Annotated in this window: 21 protein-coding genes and 1 tRNA gene; 19 read left to right on the forward strand and 3 right to left on the reverse strand. The window is 39.3% G+C overall.

Annotated features, from left to right (window positions below; genetic code table 11):
- Positions 1–29: 29 nt before the first annotated feature.
- The 11 genes from AC106S_RS23225 to AC106S_RS23275 all read left to right on the forward strand — a co-directional run bounded on the left by AC106S_RS23225 (position 30) and on the right by AC106S_RS23275 (position 6,311).
- Positions 30–320 (forward strand): winged helix-turn-helix domain-containing protein, encoded by a 291-nt coding sequence (locus tag AC106S_RS23225; protein ID WP_153397903.1) that lies wholly within the window; start codon positions 30–32, stop codon positions 318–320.
- A gap of 66 nt (positions 321–386) precedes the next feature.
- Positions 387–677: a hypothetical protein gene (locus AC106S_RS23230; RefSeq protein WP_482442298.1), complete on the forward strand. Its 291-nt coding sequence runs from the start codon at positions 387–389 to the stop codon at positions 675–677.
- 61 nt (positions 678–738) lie between these two features.
- Positions 739–1,578: a metallophosphoesterase gene (locus AC106S_RS23235; protein ID WP_482442356.1), complete on the forward strand. Its 840-nt coding sequence runs from the start codon at positions 739–741 to the stop codon at positions 1,576–1,578.
- Positions 1,579–1,584: 6 nt separating this feature from the next.
- On the forward strand, positions 1,585–1,884 hold the full coding sequence (locus AC106S_RS23240; protein WP_482442300.1) for a hypothetical protein: 300 nt from the start codon (positions 1,585–1,587) through the stop codon (positions 1,882–1,884).
- 16 nt (positions 1,885–1,900) lie between these two features.
- Positions 1,901–2,194, forward strand: coding sequence for a hypothetical protein (locus AC106S_RS23245; RefSeq protein WP_482442301.1), 294 nt, complete (start codon positions 1,901–1,903; stop codon positions 2,192–2,194).
- Between the two features lie 11 nt (positions 2,195–2,205).
- Positions 2,206–2,691 carry a Coq4 family protein gene (locus AC106S_RS23250; RefSeq protein WP_482442303.1) on the forward strand — a complete coding sequence of 162 codons (486 nt, stop codon included), beginning with the start codon at positions 2,206–2,208 and terminating at the stop codon, positions 2,689–2,691.
- A 16-nt stretch (positions 2,692–2,707) separates the two neighbouring features.
- Complete coding sequence (locus AC106S_RS23255) at positions 2,708–2,998, forward strand: hypothetical protein (protein ID WP_482442304.1); 291 nt, start codon at positions 2,708–2,710, stop codon at positions 2,996–2,998.
- Positions 2,999–3,023: 25 nt separating this feature from the next.
- Positions 3,024–4,394, forward strand: coding sequence for a DUF4153 domain-containing protein (locus tag AC106S_RS23260; protein ID WP_482442306.1), 1,371 nt, complete (start codon positions 3,024–3,026; stop codon positions 4,392–4,394).
- Between the two features lie 7 nt (positions 4,395–4,401).
- Positions 4,402–5,079, forward strand: a complete 678-nt coding sequence (locus tag AC106S_RS23265; RefSeq protein WP_482442308.1) for a DUF1361 domain-containing protein — start codon at positions 4,402–4,404, stop codon at positions 5,077–5,079.
- A gap of 127 nt (positions 5,080–5,206) precedes the next feature.
- Positions 5,207–5,746, forward strand: a complete 540-nt coding sequence (locus AC106S_RS23270; protein ID WP_482442309.1) for a hypothetical protein — start codon at positions 5,207–5,209, stop codon at positions 5,744–5,746.
- A 52-nt stretch (positions 5,747–5,798) separates the two neighbouring features.
- Positions 5,799–6,311 (forward strand): hypothetical protein, encoded by a 513-nt coding sequence (locus tag AC106S_RS23275; protein WP_482442311.1) that lies wholly within the window; start codon positions 5,799–5,801, stop codon positions 6,309–6,311.
- Positions 6,312–6,375: 64 nt separating this feature from the next.
- Here AC106S_RS23275 and AC106S_RS23280 read toward each other — a convergent pair whose 3' ends face one another.
- Together AC106S_RS23280 and dtd are read right to left on the reverse strand one after the other, a co-directional pair.
- Entirely contained in the window at positions 6,376–8,028 is a 1,653-nt protein-coding gene (locus AC106S_RS23280; protein ID WP_482442313.1) for a S8 family serine peptidase, read from the reverse strand.
- A 326-nt stretch (positions 8,029–8,354) separates the two neighbouring features.
- The gene (gene dtd / locus AC106S_RS23285) at positions 8,355–8,804 is read right to left on the reverse strand and encodes a D-aminoacyl-tRNA deacylase (protein WP_482442314.1); all 450 of its coding nucleotides are present in this window, start codon (positions 8,802–8,804) and stop codon (positions 8,355–8,357) included.
- Between the two features lie 150 nt (positions 8,805–8,954).
- Here dtd and AC106S_RS23290 point away from each other — a divergent pair, with 150 nt between their 5' ends.
- Positions 8,955–9,791, forward strand: a complete 837-nt coding sequence (locus tag AC106S_RS23290; protein WP_482442316.1) for a GLPGLI family protein — start codon at positions 8,955–8,957, stop codon at positions 9,789–9,791.
- A gap of 43 nt (positions 9,792–9,834) precedes the next feature.
- On the opposite strand, the gene AC106S_RS23295 is transcribed toward AC106S_RS23290, so the two are convergent.
- Complete coding sequence (locus AC106S_RS23295; RefSeq protein ID WP_482442318.1) at positions 9,835–10,290, reverse strand: hypothetical protein; 456 nt, start codon at positions 10,288–10,290, stop codon at positions 9,835–9,837.
- 109 nt (positions 10,291–10,399) lie between these two features.
- Between AC106S_RS23295 and greA the strand changes: the two genes are divergently transcribed.
- The 7 genes from greA to AC106S_RS23330 all read left to right on the forward strand — a co-directional run bounded on the left by greA (position 10,400) and on the right by AC106S_RS23330 (position 16,354).
- Positions 10,400–10,870: a transcription elongation factor GreA gene (gene greA / locus AC106S_RS23300; RefSeq protein WP_482442320.1), complete on the forward strand. Its 471-nt coding sequence runs from the start codon at positions 10,400–10,402 to the stop codon at positions 10,868–10,870.
- Positions 10,871–10,946: 76 nt separating this feature from the next.
- Positions 10,947–11,336 carry an HIT family protein gene (locus AC106S_RS23305; protein ID WP_482442322.1) on the forward strand — a complete coding sequence of 130 codons (390 nt, stop codon included), beginning with the start codon at positions 10,947–10,949 and terminating at the stop codon, positions 11,334–11,336.
- 67 nt (positions 11,337–11,403) lie between these two features.
- Entirely contained in the window at positions 11,404–12,591 is a 1,188-nt protein-coding gene (gene clpX / locus AC106S_RS23310; protein WP_482442323.1) for an ATP-dependent Clp protease ATP-binding subunit ClpX, read from the forward strand.
- Positions 12,592–12,666: 75 nt separating this feature from the next.
- The gene (locus tag AC106S_RS23315; RefSeq protein ID WP_482442325.1) at positions 12,667–14,652 is read left to right on the forward strand and encodes a T9SS type A sorting domain-containing protein; all 1,986 of its coding nucleotides are present in this window, start codon (positions 12,667–12,669) and stop codon (positions 14,650–14,652) included.
- A gap of 5 nt (positions 14,653–14,657) precedes the next feature.
- Positions 14,658–14,882, forward strand: coding sequence for a signal peptidase (locus AC106S_RS23320; RefSeq protein ID WP_482442326.1), 225 nt, complete (start codon positions 14,658–14,660; stop codon positions 14,880–14,882).
- Between the two features lie 61 nt (positions 14,883–14,943).
- Complete coding sequence (locus tag AC106S_RS23325; RefSeq protein ID WP_482442328.1) at positions 14,944–16,236, forward strand: TlpA family protein disulfide reductase; 1,293 nt, start codon at positions 14,944–14,946, stop codon at positions 16,234–16,236.
- Between the two features lie 44 nt (positions 16,237–16,280).
- A tRNA-Met gene (locus tag AC106S_RS23330) sits at positions 16,281–16,354 on the forward strand.
- The last annotated feature ends 404 nt before the right edge of the window (positions 16,355–16,758 follow it).

Here is a 16,758-nt window from a genome sequence, read left to right on the forward strand (position 1 = left end):
TATTTCAGAATAGATAAGATAAAATTAAAATGATCAAAATAAATCAGCTCAATAAAGAATTCGAAAGCCGTGTAAGATTGGGCATCATGTCCGTTCTGATGGTGAATGACTGGGTTGATTTCTCTGAAATGAAGGCCCTGCTGGAAATCACAGATGGGAATATGGCAAGCCATAGCAACGCCCTGGAAAAAGCAGGATATATTGAAGTGAAAAAAGAATTCGTTGGCAAAAAGCCCAAAACGTCTTATAGGGTAACCCAGAGCGGGCGACTGGCTTTCACAGAGCACCTGAATGCCCTGGAAAAATTATTGGGGAGATAATTCCTGTATTTTTTTTGAAATTATACTTTGCAATTCAAAGTACTTTATAAAATAAAATTAAATAATATGATGACACAAAAACAAACAACATTTGCGATCTATGCCCTTCCGCCGGCTTTGCTGTGTATTCCGCTATTCGGGAATATCATTTCTGATGAGGTTCACTGGTCGCCCTCAGATTTTATGATAGCGGGAATTTTGCTTTTTATCACAGCTTTCCTGATCAACCTTGTAAGAAGCAAAATCAGAAATAAGGGCCGGAAAATCCTGATCTGCATTTCTATTTTATTGGCTCTTGCATTGATCTGGGGTGAATTGGCCGTGGGAATTTTCGGAAGCCCGTTTGCAGGAAACTGATTCTCTGATGGCATTCGCTCTTCAGAAACCGGAAAATATCATTCAAATATTACAGATCTCAATGACAAGGAAAAAATTCATAAAAAGACTGATGCAGCTTTCAGTGATCGGAGCATTTCCTGCCCTGTACTCATGGCAGATAGAACCTTTCTGGGTAGAGTTTGTGCAGAGAAAGCTTCCGGTTAAACACCTTCCGGAGTCGCTGGAAGGTAAAATACTGATGCAGATCTCCGATCTTCATGTCGGAAACCGTTTCGACTGGAATTTTCTCATTGAGTCTTTTCAGAAGGCTAAACATTTCAACCCTGACTTTGTAGTTTATACCGGAGATTTTGTCAATCACGGAAATGCAGAAGAACAGGAGGATCTGAAAAAAGTGATGGCACATGCCGTACTCGGCAACCTTGCCACTTTCGGGATATTGGGAAATCACGATTACGGAACAGACTGGAAAGATATACCATGCTCAGAAAGTATCTGCAGAATTCTTGAAAACTCCGGAATCACCATGCTGAAAAACAGAAGTGAACAAAACCACGGACTGAATTTTATCGGTTTTGAAGATCTGTGGTCCCCTAATTTCGGATTTTCTGAGGTGATGAAAAATTATGACCCTTCCCAGGCTTCCATCGTGCTCTGTCATAATCCCGATGCCTGTGATATGAATATCTGGAACGGCTATCAGGGCTGGATTTTGAGCGGACACACTCATGGAGGGCAATGCCGGATTCCCGGTGTGATTACCCCGCTTCTTCCGGTAAAGAACAGAAGGTATGTTTCCGGCGAGATCGATCTTCAGGATGGAAGAAGACTTTACATCAACCGGGCAATAGGGCATTCTTTCCAGATTCGTTTTATGGTCCGTCCGGAAATAACGGTTTTTACCTTAACCCAGGCTTAAGACAGGATGAAAGATAATCACATTATCAATATAGGAAAATCCGTTTTTGGACTTTTTTTCCTGTTGGGAAGCCTGTTCTTTTTCGGATTTTTTATCACAGGAAGCACCTGGTTTATGGAAGCATGGATCATTATTTTCTTTTATAGTGTATTCATCAGTCTGCTGATCATATCGGGGCTTCTGGTTTACGGAGCGGCCGACAGACGGAAAATGAACGCCTGTCTGAAAGCTGCCGGCTTGATTCTGCTCAACGTTCCGCTTGCTTTTCTGTATATCATACTCGGAATTCAGCTGACTTTTCAATAAAATTTAAAATAAAACTATGAAAAACCATGAAATTATAAATATAGGCAGAGTACTGTTCGGACTGTGCTTCCTGCTGGGAAATATATGCCTCTTCGGATATGTGTTCACAAGGGATGACCGTTTTATGGCCGGTGGTTATATGTTGCTTGTTTTCGGATCCATACTGAACCTGGCAGTAATATCCGCACTGCTGGTGTACGGGCTTATCTGTCATTCAAAAATCAAAGCCTGCCTGCTGGCCATCGGAATACTCCTCATCAATATTCCTCTTGCAGTAGTATATGCTTTTATCGGAATTAATATCATTTAAAATAATCAGCTATGAAAAAAATACGTGTTGCCTTTTTGCTTTTTGTCTACGATAAAACCCAGAAACTTTACAGAACCTATTTTAAAAAGAAAAAAAGACAGTGGCAGTTCAATGAAAAACAGCTGCTGGAATTCAAAGAAGACTCTTTAGGCAGGAAACTGGGGGAGTTCTATAAAAAACACGGATTCTCCATGATCCCGAAAATGGAAAACCATGATGTACACCATCTGATCACAGGCTGCGGAACCCATTTTGAAGATGAAATTGCCATGCAGTATCTGCTCCTCGGAAACGGAAAGCTTAATGCCCATCTTCTTGCCGCAGTAGTATTGGGAACACTGATCCTTCCGGAGTATCTGAAAATGTACCTCAGAGCCTACCGGAAAGGCCAGCGGATGAGGCCGTTTTACAACTGGGATTTCGAAAGCCTGCTGTGGCAGGATTTTGATCACCTCAAAGATTATATCCAACAGAAAGAAACGGTTGTACTTTACTGACTAAACTGATCAAACCATGAAGACTATCAAATACAGTCCGTTAGGCAGAAATGTTTTTCTTACTTCATTTTTAACGGGGACGTTTATTTTTATCAGCTTCCTGATCACCCGGGCAGATTTCCTGATCATACTGGGATTTTATCACGTTGTCACCGCAGCGGTCATCAATCTGATCGTCCTGTTATATGAGCTCATAGAATTTCTGACGAATGTTTCAGATCATAAGGCTTCAGGAAATTCCATATTGCTGCTTCTCCTTAATATTCCGGTAGCAGCTGTGTACCTCCTTATTGTCTTTAACTGGTAATTTTTAATCTCTAAATTTTTCAACAATGAAAACACATCACTATATATTTCTTACAGCCGCTTTGTTTGTTGTCCTGTTTTATGATCAGGATATCGGGCTGAACCTGGGGATTCTCGGTATTATCTATGCCTTACTTACTTTGTTCAGAACGCCGGAACGGAACAGAACGAGGATATTCATGATACTTTTTGTTACCGGTATTCTGTCCGGTATTGCTTTTATCTGGTACGGAGACTTTCCTTCGTTTCTGGCGGTTGTAAGTTCACTTCTCATGCTCGATTTCCGGTCTCGGAACAGAAAACTGAAGATGCTGTTCCTGATTCCGGTTTTTATCATCAACTGTATCACCTTTTTTTTCCGGTTCTTCAGCTTTGATGCATGGCTTCCGAAAAGAAATATTTCCGGCGCATGGCAGAAGACCCTGGCTTTTGTTCTTATCCCTTTGATATTTTTATCCGTTTTTTTCGCGATCTATTCAGTGGGAAGTGATCACTTTGCTGCACTTTTCAGGGATTATGAACTCGATCTGAATATCTGGCAGGTTATGTGCCTGTCTGCCATAGGCTTTTTTATTGCATTCAATTACTGGAACTATACGGTAGAAAGACCTGTTTATAAGATGAATCACCTGCTGGACAATGATTTTGATGAGAACAGGAAACCCCAGAAATCCACCTATTCTTTCCTGGATCTTGATGCCGAGAGGATCAGCGGAGTAGTTTCTTTCTTTTCACTGAATATCTTACTGGTCTTTTTTATCATCACCTACAATTACGAACAGTTTTATGAAGTGTCAAAGAGTCCTTCACAGCTTTCGGAAGAGACCCATGAAAGGGTGAATGCAGTGATCATGTCTATTATCATGGCGATTCTGGTGATCATGTTTTACTTTAAATCCGGTTTCAATTTTGATCCCAAAGCAAGACTCATGAAGATTCTGGCCAAAGTCTGGATATTTCTGAATGCGGTTCTTGTACTCTCCGCCGCCCTGAAAAACTACGAATATATAGCCAGTTACGGGTTCACTTATAAAAGACTGGGTGTTTTCGCTTTCCTGATGCTGTCTCTGGCAGGTCTTACGATGACTTTCATTAAAATCCGGATGCAAAAAAGAAATGTATTCCTCTTCAATACTATGGCCTGGTATTTCTATGGAGCAATCCTGGTCTGCAGCTACATCAACTGGGGCGGTTTTATTACCTCGCAGAATATGAAACGTAAAGACTTTGTTGTAGACTATCATTTCAGGAATATCAATTTCAGTGAAAGACCCCTGCTGAAATATGCGGATGAAAAAAATAACCCTGAGCTCAGAAAGAAAGTACTGGATAAAATCAGGGATAGCAAATCAAGACCTTTCCTTTCGAAAATCGTGTATTACGAGACCCTGAAATAATAAACTCATGAAAAGACTTATAGAATCTCCGCGTTTCAGGATAAATCTGCTGCTTATATTCATGACATTATTCTGTTTCAGCCTTTCCGCTTTCCGGTATTATATCAGCGAAACAAAAGTGTTTTTATTTCTCAACTGGAATCTGTTCCTGGCCTGGATTCCTTTATTGCTTACCACCTTTATTTTGGCTTTCAGGATTAAAAGTAAAATATCCTTGTTTCTTATTGTGGCAGTATGGATTTTATTCTTTCCCAATTCACCGTATATCCTTACAGATTTATTCCATCTGAAGGCAAGAAATACTATTCCCGTCTGGTATGACCTGATTGTGATTCTTTCTTATGCGTGGACAGGGCTGGTCTGTGGCTTTATAAGTCTCGGTGATATAGAAAAAAGACTTTCCCGGTATTACAGCAGGAATATAATCAATGCTATTGTTGTCTTCTTTCTTTTTATAAGCAGTTTTGGGGTTTATCTCGGACGGTTTCTAAGATGGAACAGCTGGGATGTACTCAATAATCCGTTTGGGCTTTTCAATGATATTGCCGTAAGATTTATTTATCCTATGGAATATACAAAGACATGGGGAGTCACTGTTTTAATGGGGATATTGCTTAATTTTATGTATTTCACATTTAAGCTGGTAAAAAATGATGATGAAATAATCATGCAGCCTGAAAAATAATACATTAAAAAATCATTGGAATAATTTTAGCATTGAAAAGATCATACAGACCGGAGAACCAGATTATTGAACGTTTGTTTTTCCGGGTTTAAACTGCAGTTTATACATCAGCCAAAAATAAAGTACTATGAAAAAGAGCCTGCTATTAATTCCAATGATCATTCTTTCGTGTAAAAAAGAAGCGAAAATAACCACTGTACAGGATAAAGATTCTGCCGTGGTTACAGAAATGCCGGATTCTGTGATGAAATCAGATTCCGCAGTGATGAAAAATAAAGATTCGGGAGCGAATCATGTTCCGGTTACAGGAGAGGGAGGCAGAAAAGGGATGATGAGAGAAGAGAAAAACGGTCAGATCATAAGAACAGCCGAAACGTCACAGCTTCCTTTTGCATTGGGTGAGGAGTTTACAAAAGAAGGGCAGGAGCTTATCCTCAAACTCAAACATTATGAAAAATCAGATCTGAAGGCTACGATCACCACCAATGAAAAGGACTTTAACATCCGTTTTAACCAGATCAGACTGCCGAACGGAGATTATGACGGCCCTTTCGGTAGAGAGATCACCTATAAAATTCCGGAAAAAGGTGAAGTATGGCTCATCATTGGCAAAAGTAATATGGCCTCAGGAAATACCAAAGGCAGTTTTACCGTAACTGTGGAGTAGCTGTAATCATTTTGGTATAATTTCTGCAACCTGAACATTAAAGTTTAAAATTATGAAAAATATCTTTTTAATGACAGCAGCTGTTTCTGTGATAGCAGTAAGTTGTGGTACAGTGCAGTCGTTGGTTCAGAATACATTCCCTTATACGGCCAATGTTTTGGTCTCTACGGGAGTACCTGCTGATAAAGAAGTTTCTTCAACCTCTACTGCGACCAATGTGCAGACATGGTTTGGAGGAAATAACAATGCCAAAATCAAGGACGTAAGAATTTCTGATGCCAAAGTTTCTGTGGTTTCTCCATCAGGAGGAAATCTGAGTGCTTTCAAAACCATCAAAGTATATATATCATCAGGAGGAACCGGAGAGAGACTGGTAGCTTCCCGTTCCAACATATCAGCGAATTCTTCCAGCCTGAATCTCGATCTCAATGATACAGGATTCTTAGATGAGGTCGTAAAAAGTTCAGGGCTTACCGTAAGAACAGTTTATGAACTGAAAAATCAGACCAGCTCTGATATGAACATTAAAATTGCACTTAATTTCAGCAGTGTTCCTGCGAATTAGTTTATCATACACACTGATTAAAAAACTCCTTTCAGAATGCCTGAAAGGAGTTTTTTGTATAATCCTATAATTTTGTGAGCTTCTCAATCACCCGTCGTTGCCCGTCGTTAATGTTGATGATGTACTGTCCCGGCTGAAGACCGGAAATATCAATTCTGTCATCCTGCATGGCTGAAGTTTTTATCACAGACCGTCCCTGCATATTGATAATTTCTATATCAAGCTTTTTGCTTTCGTTACTTTTTAGTGCAATATAGCTGCCGGCAGGATTAGGGTAGATCTTTACCTCCAGCGGAAGAGGACTTTTCACAGAAGCAGCCAGACTTCCTTCTAGCTGTAATATAGCATTTTTTACATTGGGAAGCGGTCCTATTTTCTTGTTGGTATCTGTTCCGCCCTGAGGGATTCCTGTGGAAACCAATAGATTTTTCATGGCTGCCGGGCTTAAATACTGCCCTGTATTCTGGCGGTAAAAAGACTGTATTAAAACAGCGGCTGAGGCTACGGTAGGCGTTGCAGAACTTGTTCCGTTGAACCAGGCATAAGTTCTGTTGTTATCATTGTCATATTTCTGGTAAGAACCGTATCCCGCTGCCAGTACATTGCTTCCCCAGCCCTGCACATCTACCCTGCTTCCATAAGTACTGAAGCTGAGTTTGGAATGAGTGGTATTGGGAGAACCTGCCCCTACAATAATCGCCCCGCTGTTTCCTCTGGCCCGGTAAGCGGCATAAAAAGGATCATCCAGATCCTGGTTTCCGTTTCCTGCTGCTGCAATGATAATGATGCCGGAATCTGTGGCTGCTTTTGTCATATCCCAGATAACGCTGTCGTATTCTGCCGGACAGTAACCGTCTTTTCCGCCGGTCTGCATTTCGTACAGTATAATGTCGCCTGCCTGGGAGGCACTGATAGACCTGCTTACCGCCGAAGCTCTGTTGTACCCCAAAGTCGTCCATTCCAGGTAACCTTTTATTTCGGAAGCACCGTATGCTGCTCCGGATAGCCCGATATTGTCTTTTGCAGAACCCATAATGCTTACTACGGCAGTTCCGTGATCCATATAATTATTACCTGATAGCCCTGAGTTTGGGGTATATCCCGGCTCCAGCTGTATGAAGGCCTGGGCGGAAAGCATTTCGTGGGTTTTATGAAAACCGTATTCTACATCACGGATGCGGATGTTCTGCCCGGTAATCCCTCTGGACCATGCATATTTTGCATTAATTCCCGGATTATCGTTGAGGTACGTCTGCTGGCTTTCCAGATCGGGGGTAACAGTGTATATTTTTACCAAAGGCGGCTCAACAGGAGTACCGCTCATCACAGAAACGTATTCTATTTCCGGAAATTTTTCAAGCGTCCGGATCAGCTTTTCCGTGTTTACTTCATTTTGCAGAGGAAGCTCAGCTCTGAATATCCGTTTCAGTTTTTCAACAGATTCACCCGAATGTCCGTTGGCTTTGCTGTCTCTCATCATTTCTTCAAGTTTCTGATCACTGAACCCTAGATCATACGCAAATGAAATCTGGTTGGCTGTGGCAAATCTTTCCAGCTCAGGGTTTTTACTGAATGCTGCTTTTTCCGAAAGAATGCCTTTTGAAAAGCAGACATAAATGTGATCTTTCTGAAATTCTGCTTTGTTGTTTGTATTTTGCCCGAAGGAAAGGGAAAAACATACAATAAGTAACGCGAAAAGTGAAATTTTTGTTCTCATAATATTGTATTAAGTGGTTGTGAAACATATATATAATTGGGTGTTTTTAATGCTCAATGAGATAAAAAAATAAATGAATCCGCTCTTCCTATATTACTGGCTGATCCCTATCAAAAATAAGAATAAAACAAATACAAATCACTTTTTTGTGAATTTTTTAAATCCGTGACTTCTGGCATCCTGATGAGAACAGTATTTGAAGGGCTGAAATGAAAAGCATCTTTCAGTAATCCTGGAAGATGCTTTTTATAAAATGTTAAATGAACTGGGTTACGGGATTCTTTCTCCTGAGCCATCCATTTCTATGAGTCTGATTAATTCCCGGATCAGCTTTTCGTTTTTGAATCCATAACGATGGTTACCGGCCCGTCATTGATCAGGGAAACTTTCATATCTGCGCCAAAGATTCCGCTTTCGGTCTTTAATCCGGATCTGGCTATTTCTTCTTTAAAATAATCGAAAAGAGGGACTGCTTTATCCGGTTTTGCCGCTTTTATGAAGGAAGGGCGGTTGCCTTTTTTGTAATCAGCGATCAGTGTAAACTGACTGATGCAGAGAATTTCACCGGAAATATCTTTTACGGAAAGATTAAGCTTCCCTTCTTCATCACCAAAGATCCGAAGGTTCAATACCTTTTGAACCAGCCAGTCTGCATCTGCTTTTTCATCATTTTCTTCTATTCCTGTCAGCAGCATTAAGCCCGTACTGATCTCGCCCACAATTTTTCCATCTACTTTCACACCGGCTTCGGAGACTCTCTGTATAACAATCTTCATATTACTGATTTTACTTTTAGACTTCCAATATAGAAAACTCAAAGGAAAGCGGCAACAATTCAGAAAGATTTTGTGGAACGGAAAGACATAATTTTATATATTGCCGGTCTTTTATATTCAAAATTGTAAAAATTTAAAAAACTAATGGCAATGAAGAAAATAACGGCAATATTTTTAATGCTGACGGGCTGTTTACTGTATTCCCAGAATGACCGGTTCATTTATGAGGTCAGTTTCAAAAAAGACTCAACTTCCACTGAGATAACGAGAGAAAATTTCCATCTGGATATTACAAAAGAAGACGTAACCTATTATAACAGGATTTATTACATTAACGATTCTGTATGGGCCAAGACAGGAAAAGAAGGTTTTAAAGGATACCGGCTGACCTCCTTTTTAACCAAGAATAAGGGAAATTCTTTCTATGAAAATTATGAATATATCGGGGATGTAAATTTTTATAAACTGGAAACCCCCGCGAACCTTGTCTGGAAGATCTCAGACGTCACAAAGATGATGGGTGAACTGAAAGTACAGAAGGCAGAAACCGATTTTGGAGGAAGAAAGTGGACCGCATGGTTTACCCAGGAAATTCCATTATCATACGGACCTTATAAATTCAATGGGTTGCCGGGACTGATTGCCGAAATCTACGACAGCCGGAAGGATTATGTATTTACGCTCATTAAAAGCGAAAAGATTCCCGGAGATTATGAGAGTTACAGCCTTAAAGAGCGCAGAAGCAAAGCCATAAAAATCAATCAGAAAAAACTGAATGATCTGAAACTGGAACTGTATCAGAGCCCTTTTAAATATGTTTTTAACGGAAAACTGAGTATCCCTGAAGGTAAAAGACTCCAGCTTGATGACGGTACCATCCTGACCAGGGAAGAATTGAAACCTGCTGAAAAAAATGAGAGAAAAAAGATCAGGGCTTTTAATAACCCGATAGAACTGGATAAAGCTGTTCAATATCCCGATCATTAATAACAAAACCGCAATGAAAGTCAATTGCGGTTTTTATTTGGAGTTAAAAATAAATATTCAGGGTTTTGGATACCGGGTCGTAATTGTAAGGATACGTTTTCGGAGGAAGGGAGGTCTGGGCTCCCTCCAGTGGCTGGCCTGTATTGAGCAGCCATTTTGTATTATCCTTTGGACACAGAATATTGATATTGTTCTGTACTTCAAGAGTTGTATTGGAATCCGGACATATATGAGGGGCATTACGGTCATACACCTTAAATGCATCACCTACACGTACAATGATCAGTCCCCTGGTTCCGGACTGCTGTTCATCCACATAGATCCAACCTCCGCTGTATGTGAGATTATAGTAAGCCGGAAGATTGAGGTTTAAGGTAACATTAATAGGGTTGTTGGGAAAGCAGCTTACCGTATCTTCTCTGCTTCCACAGGAGTTTATGGTTAAATTGCTGAAAATCAATAAGGTGAAAATAAATAGTATTGAAAAAGTTTTTTTCATTTCAATTTAAATTTTTATATATTTGTAAAAATTAAACGATTATAACACGAAAACATTGTCCGGCAAATGTCGGATTATTTTTTTATACTAAAACTAAATTTTGAAAATTATGGCAAGCTATGTAACCAAGGAGGGACTAGAGAAAATGAAAGCTGAGCTGGAACAGTTGGAAACTGTGGAAAGACCAAAAATTACTCAGCAGATCGCAGAAGCAAGAGACAAAGGAGATCTGTCTGAAAATGCAGAATACGATGCGGCCAAAGAGGCTCAGGGGATGCTTGAAATGAGGATTTCCAAGCTGAAAGATACTATCGCTGGTTCTAAAATCATAGATGAAAGTCAATTAGATACTTCAAAGGTTTCTATCCTTACTACGGTAAAACTCATGAACAATGCTACCAAGCAGGAGCAGGTTTTTACATTGGTGCCGGATAATGAAAGCGACCTTAAAGCAGGAAAAATTTCTGTAAACACGCCAATCGCCAAAGGACTGCTTGGAAAAGCTATCGGCGAAACCGCAGATATCGTTCTGCCAAACGGAAACAAACTGTCTTTCGAAGTATTGGACATTTCTCTATAATCCGATACCTCTTCTTATTCTTATTCCTTAATTTCTTATTCCAAACACTATATTATTTAACCCTAACTTCTAAGATATGAGCAGTATATTCACAAAAATCATCAATGGCGAAATTCCCTCCTATACAATTGCAGAGGATGAGGATTTTATCGCATTCCTTGACGCAATGCCCCTGGTGAAAGGACATACACTGGTTGTTCCGAAAAAAGAAGTAGATCTGATCTTTGATCTGGAAAGTGAGGAATACAAAAACCTTTGGGGATTTGCACAGAAAGTAGCGAAGAAGATTAAAAATGCCGTTCCCTGCGTAAGAGTAGGGGTGGCAGTAGTGGGACTCGAAGTTCCGCATGCCCATATCCATCTCATTCCTTTGAATAAGATGGAAGATATGAATTTCAGAAATGAAAGATTAAAATTAACGGACGAAGAATATACAGAGATTAAAAACTCGATTATTAATTCTTAAAAAAACATCAATCGTAAAAAAGTAATTTTTTACGATTTTCTTTAACATATACAACAGATTATATAGTATGAACCCAAACCAATGTTCTTTCTGCGGCAGAAAAAGAAATGAAGTACAGATGCTGATTTCCGGGCAGAACGGCTTTATCTGTGAAAACTGTATAGAACAGGCACATGTGATCGTAAAAGACAGTGTAGCCAAAACAGGATATTCACCGGCAGAAAATATAGACGAATTAAAAAAACCTAAAGAGATCAAGGAATTTCTTGATCAGTACGTGATCGGTCAGGATCAGGCAAAAAAACAGCTTTCGATCGCCGTATACAACCATTACAAAAGACTTCTTCATGCTAAGGATGAAAACAGGGAAGTAGAGCTGGAAAAATCAAATATCATCATGATCGGGGAAACCGGAACCGGGAAAACCCTGCTGGCAAAAACCATTGCAAGAGAACTGAACGTACCTTTCTGCATCGTGGACGCTACCATTCTCACAGAAGCCGGTTACGTGGGAGAAGATGTAGAGAGTATCCTTTCAAGGCTTTTAATGGTGGCTGATTATGATGTGGAAAAAGCAGAAAGAGGAATCGTATTTATTGATGAAATCGATAAGATCGCAAGAAAATCAGATAACCCGAGCATTACAAGGGACGTTTCCGGGGAAGGAGTACAGCAGGGACTTTTGAAACTGCTGGAAGGAAGTATTGTAAATGTTCCGCCTCAGGGAGGAAGAAAGCATCCGGACCAGAAATACATTCAGGTGAATACCCAGAATATCCTGTTCATTGCGGGAGGTGCTTTTGACGGAATCAAGGAGATTATTGAAAGAAGAATGAACAAGCAGGCCATCGGATTCAGCTCTGAAAAAATCAATAAAGTGGATGAAGATGAGTATGTATTAACAAATATTAATGCGATTGACCTTCGCTCTTTCGGATTAATTCCGGAACTTTTGGGAAGATTTCCGATCATCACTTACCTTGATAAACTCACAAAGGAAACAATGGTAAGAATTATGAAGGAACCTAAAAACTCCATCGTCAATCAGTTTGTGGAGCTTTTCAAAATGGACGGTACCCATCTGGTATTTACAGACGGTGCTATTGAAAAGATTGTAGAAGAAACCATTGAAAAAGGTTTAGGAGCCAGAGGGTTAAGAGGAACTACCGAAAAGGTTCTGGAAGACTATATGTTTTCAATAGGGGAAGAGAAGGAAATCACATTGACAGAAGATAATATTTTTGTTAATAAATAAAATATATTTTTTTCTAAGAAATAAAAATCATACCTTTGCGGGTGAGATTGTATTAACACACAAATAATTTATACAATGAGAAAAAGTTTATTTGCTATAGGTCTTTTAGCCGTTAGCTATTCTGTTCAGGCGCAGAATGTTTTATGTCACATAGACACTAACGCTAATATGTTTGTAAGCGAAGGCACCCTGGTTTATAGCGGTGGAGGTGTACAGACAAAAGGCAGTGGCCTTCTGGATGTTCACGGAAACGTTATGATTGTAGGAGCCGCAGGAGATGCTTTAAAAACAATTACGGGCACCGGGTCAGATAAAACCGATGGTGGTAATATTGTATTAAGGCTCAATAATTCAGGCAGCTATGATACTTCTACTTACGGTCAGTTATATATCAATGGGTTAAACCAGGGCGACATCACTGGTATCGTAAGTAAAGAATTCAGAAGCAAAAAGCATGGTAACGGTAATTTCTACCAGCAATTGGCAATGCCGTTTTTTGGTAAGACTTTAAGTTCTTTATCCACAGAATTCGGTAAAGTATTCAATACGCAGCGATACAGTAAAAATGAAATCCTGAAGCTGAACAATACCAACAATGTTGCAGAAACAATTACCAGTCTTGCGACAACAACCAGCGATCCGTCCGGATATTACATGCTGGGATCAAGCAACGACAACCTGAATACCAGTACACCGCCGGCTACAATGCCAACAATTGCCCCAACCCCTCAAGGTTCTGTTTATACTATTAACGGACGTCCTAATGCGACATTGCCTAATGCTACACTGCAGAATGGAGGAAATGTAAATTTCGGGACAGGCGGTACGAACCTGAATCCATATGGGGAAATGTATAACTCTCATATTCAGGATCAGTTTGAATTTTCAACAGGAGCATGGGTATCATCCACATATGGTAAAAACTTCTATCAGTTCGGAAATCCTTTCCTAACCAATCTTGACCTTTCAAGAATCGGATATGTTGAAAACGGAGGAGTTACCGACGGAAATAATATTACCAATATCTGGGGAGTAAGATATGATCCCGGAACTGTTGTAGTTACCTCTGCGGGTAATGCATACAGTATGGGAGCTCAGATCCAGACTTATAATCCTGTAACGGGAGTTCCGGCAGGGGATGTAGGTCTTATCATCAAACCGATGCAGGCATTTGTTTTGAAACTGAGAAACAATAACCCTCAGACTTTAAACTTTAATACCCTTAGACGATTTAATTCCACAACCAGAGCTGCGAATTTAGATTACAGTGTAACAGCTGCTAAAAACGGAGCTACTGCCGGAACAATGAAACAGCTTGGAGTAATTGGTCTGGATGCTAACGGGGATGAAGTTTCAAGAGCATATTATGTGGTTTCCAATACTGCTACTACTGGGTTTCAGTCTTCAATTGCCACTACCGTTCAGGCAACGAATACAAGTTCCAATCTGATCGGAACATTTGAAGAATTGCCAAGCGGAGGTTATGATCCGAACTACAATGCCAAATACTGGCTGTACATTAATGAAGCCAATGAAAATAACTTCCTCGGGAAAGATATTTTACTTTGGAACTATGACTATGACAAGCCAAACAGAAAGATTGTATCCTATAAGTTTGAAATCAGAGAAGATGCTGAACTTGTTCCGACAGGAACTCACCAGCTTTCTTCAGGAATCGGTTTCTATTATAAAGCTTCCAACGGTACAGTACAGCAGGCAAAACAGGGAGATATAGTTTCTCTTACCTCTAAATCTTATAATTTATATTATGGTGAGCCAAACAGAGGTTCACTAGGAACAAAAGATACTGAAGCTACACAATCAAGAACAATGGTAATTTATAATCCTGATATTACCAACTATATTGTGAGATTTGATCCGGACTGGAAAAAAGCAGATATTGAAGTTTATGATATGAGTGGTAAACTGGTTATTTCTAAAAAAGCAGTTGACACATCAAGAGATTTTGTAATTGAGCTTAACAGCGCTCTTAAAAACTCTTATGTTGTAAAAATTGTTTCAGAAAAAGGAATAACTGTTAGTACTAAAATCTTAAAATAAACATTATGAAAATTATAAATAAACTAGTATCAGCTCTTTTTTTATTCGCCGTATTACTGGTCAGGGCAGCAGACCCTGATGATATGCCAATACCTGGTGATGGCGGGTCAGGAACCGTAGGTCCTGGAAAACCGGCTTCTCCTATCGATATGTACATTTATGCACTGTCCGTAGTAGCCATCATCTTCATTGTATATTATACTAAAAAATATAAGAGCGTAAAAGCCTAAAATTTTATTAAAATAACATTAAACTCTCTGATTAATCAGAGAGTTTTTTTATTTTTACCCTATGAAAAAGATTTATATAGTATCCGCAGTGTTGGCTGCATTTTCTTTGCAGGCTCAGTTCACAGTAACTATTCAGGCTCCTGCAGATTTTAAAGATCAGGATGCCATTCTATATACATTAAACGGTTCAAAGGACGTTATTGTCACTAAAGAACAGAATAAGAACAATACATGGACTTTCAAAAATCCCAATCATTATATGGGGATGATGAAAGTTTATTTCCCGGCATCCAACAATACAGTCAGCTTTATTTCTGAAAATAAAAACGTTAATATCAGACTGGAAACTCAGAATAATAAAGTTAAAGATGTAGCCTATCTGGATGAAGCGAACGATCTGATGAGTAAGCAGCAGGAAGGTTCACAGAAAAAAGAACTTATTCTTCCGGCTTTGGCACAAATTAAAGAATATTATAAAGATAACACGGACTTTGGAAAGGCCCTGAAGATAGAAATCGAAAGACTTTCAGGCAACGCAGGTAGCATAGATGCGGCAAAACATCCGTTTATTTCTTTCTACAATACCAATTACAGCAAATTTCTGGGTAACTCGCCGGATTCTTCTAAAAAGGCTTCTCAGGATGATATCATAGATTTCCTGGACAAGTCTAATGATATGCTTGAATCTTCATCCTTATTGAGACCCGTTCTGGTGGCATATCTTAATGGAGGTGGTAACACCAATGTCACAGGCTCTGTGGATAAGCTTTTAGACCGCCTGAAGGTGGAAACTCCAAGAGGACAGGCTGTTCTCTCTGAGCTTATCGATATTTTTGATGCCTATGAAATGGATGAGTTTAAGAATAAATACCTGAGCCTGGCAAAAAACCTTAAATGTACAATCACAGACAGATTGGCCTCTACATTAAAATCCAATGCCAATGTGGAAATAGGAGCGGTATTCCCGAATTATAAATTCCAGTCGCCTGTAAATACAACGGTAAAATCACTTCACGATGTAAAAGCAGATAAAAAAGTTGTGGTATTCTGGTCGTCTACCTGTTCCCACTGTGAAACAGAACTGCCTAAACTTCTGGAGAAGTATAATGATCTGAAAGGAAAAAATATCCAGATTGTAGGTCTGTCTCTTGATACAGACAAGAATTCCTATACCAAAAGAATTGCCGCATTTCCATGGATCAACGACTCTGAATTAAGAGGATGGAACAGCAGTTACACCGAAACTTACAATGTTCATGCAACTCCTACCTATTTTATTTTAGATGCTAACAATAAGATAATCAGCAAACCAGACCATGTAGGCGATGTTTTGGAATATTTTAAGGTAAAATAATTTTGGTAGTAAATAAATATTTTCTATATTTGCACCACCAAAACGGCGAGGTAGCTCAGTTGGTTAGAGCGCAGGATTCATAACCCTGAGGTCACGGGTTCAATTCCCGTCTTCGCTACAAAGTCCCTAATTTTAGGGACTTTTATTATTTACTTCCATCAGGTTGTTTTTATCATATCTTTATTTACTTAAAAAAAACTGAGTTCGGATTAAGGGATTTAAAAATAAAAAGACTGAAAGCTGAACTTACTTTAAGGTATTATCTTTATTATAAAATTTAAAACGAAAGGTTGTTCCATTAATTTTATAATTTCCCTTTTCCTTCTTCCGGCTTCAAACCTTATTGCGAACCTACGTTAGATAAATTACGTTGCAGGATCCTTCGTACAGCTTTTATTTACAGTAATAGTTTTTCAAAATCAGTTTTTACGGCGTTAAATTATCACGGTGCAGGGATAAATTAGGTATAAATACGTAATCTGTTCTTAGGAAGGGTGCTTAGATTTGTGTTTAACATAAAAT

It is taken from the genome of Chryseobacterium sp. FR054 (assembly GCF_056844565.1).

Excerpts from the sequence above, each read along its gene's own strand:
- AC106S_RS23270 (WP_482442309.1), top strand. The coding sequence starts at position 5,207 with ATGAAAAAGAGCCTGCTATTAATTCCAATGATCATTCTTTCGTGTAAA.
- AC106S_RS23225 (WP_153397903.1), top strand. The coding sequence starts at position 30 with ATGATCAAAATAAATCAGCTCAATAAAGAATTCGAAAGCCGTGTAAGA.
- AC106S_RS23265 (WP_482442308.1), top strand. The coding sequence starts at position 4,402 with ATGAAAAGACTTATAGAATCTCCGCGTTTCAGGATAAATCTGCTGCTT.
- AC106S_RS23260 (WP_482442306.1), top strand. The coding sequence starts at position 3,024 with ATGAAAACACATCACTATATATTTCTTACAGCCGCTTTGTTTGTTGTC.
- greA (WP_482442320.1), top strand. The coding sequence starts at position 10,400 with ATGGCAAGCTATGTAACCAAGGAGGGACTAGAGAAAATGAAAGCTGAG.
- AC106S_RS23240 (WP_482442300.1), top strand. The coding sequence starts at position 1,585 with ATGAAAGATAATCACATTATCAATATAGGAAAATCCGTTTTTGGACTT.
- AC106S_RS23250 (WP_482442303.1), top strand. The coding sequence starts at position 2,206 with ATGAAAAAAATACGTGTTGCCTTTTTGCTTTTTGTCTACGATAAAACC.
- AC106S_RS23280 (WP_482442313.1), bottom strand. The coding sequence starts at position 8,028 with ATGAGAACAAAAATTTCACTTTTCGCGTTACTTATTGTATGTTTTTCC.
- AC106S_RS23275 (WP_482442311.1), top strand. The coding sequence starts at position 5,799 with ATGAAAAATATCTTTTTAATGACAGCAGCTGTTTCTGTGATAGCAGTA.
- AC106S_RS23305 (WP_482442322.1), top strand. The coding sequence starts at position 10,947 with ATGAGCAGTATATTCACAAAAATCATCAATGGCGAAATTCCCTCCTAT.
- AC106S_RS23320 (WP_482442326.1), top strand. The coding sequence starts at position 14,658 with ATGAAAATTATAAATAAACTAGTATCAGCTCTTTTTTTATTCGCCGTA.
- clpX (WP_482442323.1), top strand. The coding sequence starts at position 11,404 with ATGAACCCAAACCAATGTTCTTTCTGCGGCAGAAAAAGAAATGAAGTA.
- AC106S_RS23325 (WP_482442328.1), top strand. The coding sequence starts at position 14,944 with ATGAAAAAGATTTATATAGTATCCGCAGTGTTGGCTGCATTTTCTTTG.
- AC106S_RS23255 (WP_482442304.1), top strand. The coding sequence starts at position 2,708 with ATGAAGACTATCAAATACAGTCCGTTAGGCAGAAATGTTTTTCTTACT.
- AC106S_RS23290 (WP_482442316.1), top strand. The coding sequence starts at position 8,955 with ATGAAGAAAATAACGGCAATATTTTTAATGCTGACGGGCTGTTTACTG.
- AC106S_RS23315 (WP_482442325.1), top strand. The coding sequence starts at position 12,667 with ATGAGAAAAAGTTTATTTGCTATAGGTCTTTTAGCCGTTAGCTATTCT.
- AC106S_RS23230 (WP_482442298.1), top strand. The coding sequence starts at position 387 with ATGATGACACAAAAACAAACAACATTTGCGATCTATGCCCTTCCGCCG.
- dtd (WP_482442314.1), bottom strand. The coding sequence starts at position 8,804 with ATGAAGATTGTTATACAGAGAGTCTCCGAAGCCGGTGTGAAAGTAGAT.
- AC106S_RS23235 (WP_482442356.1), top strand. The coding sequence starts at position 739 with ATGACAAGGAAAAAATTCATAAAAAGACTGATGCAGCTTTCAGTGATC.
- AC106S_RS23245 (WP_482442301.1), top strand. The coding sequence starts at position 1,901 with ATGAAAAACCATGAAATTATAAATATAGGCAGAGTACTGTTCGGACTG.
- AC106S_RS23295 (WP_482442318.1), bottom strand. The coding sequence starts at position 10,290 with ATGAAAAAAACTTTTTCAATACTATTTATTTTCACCTTATTGATTTTC.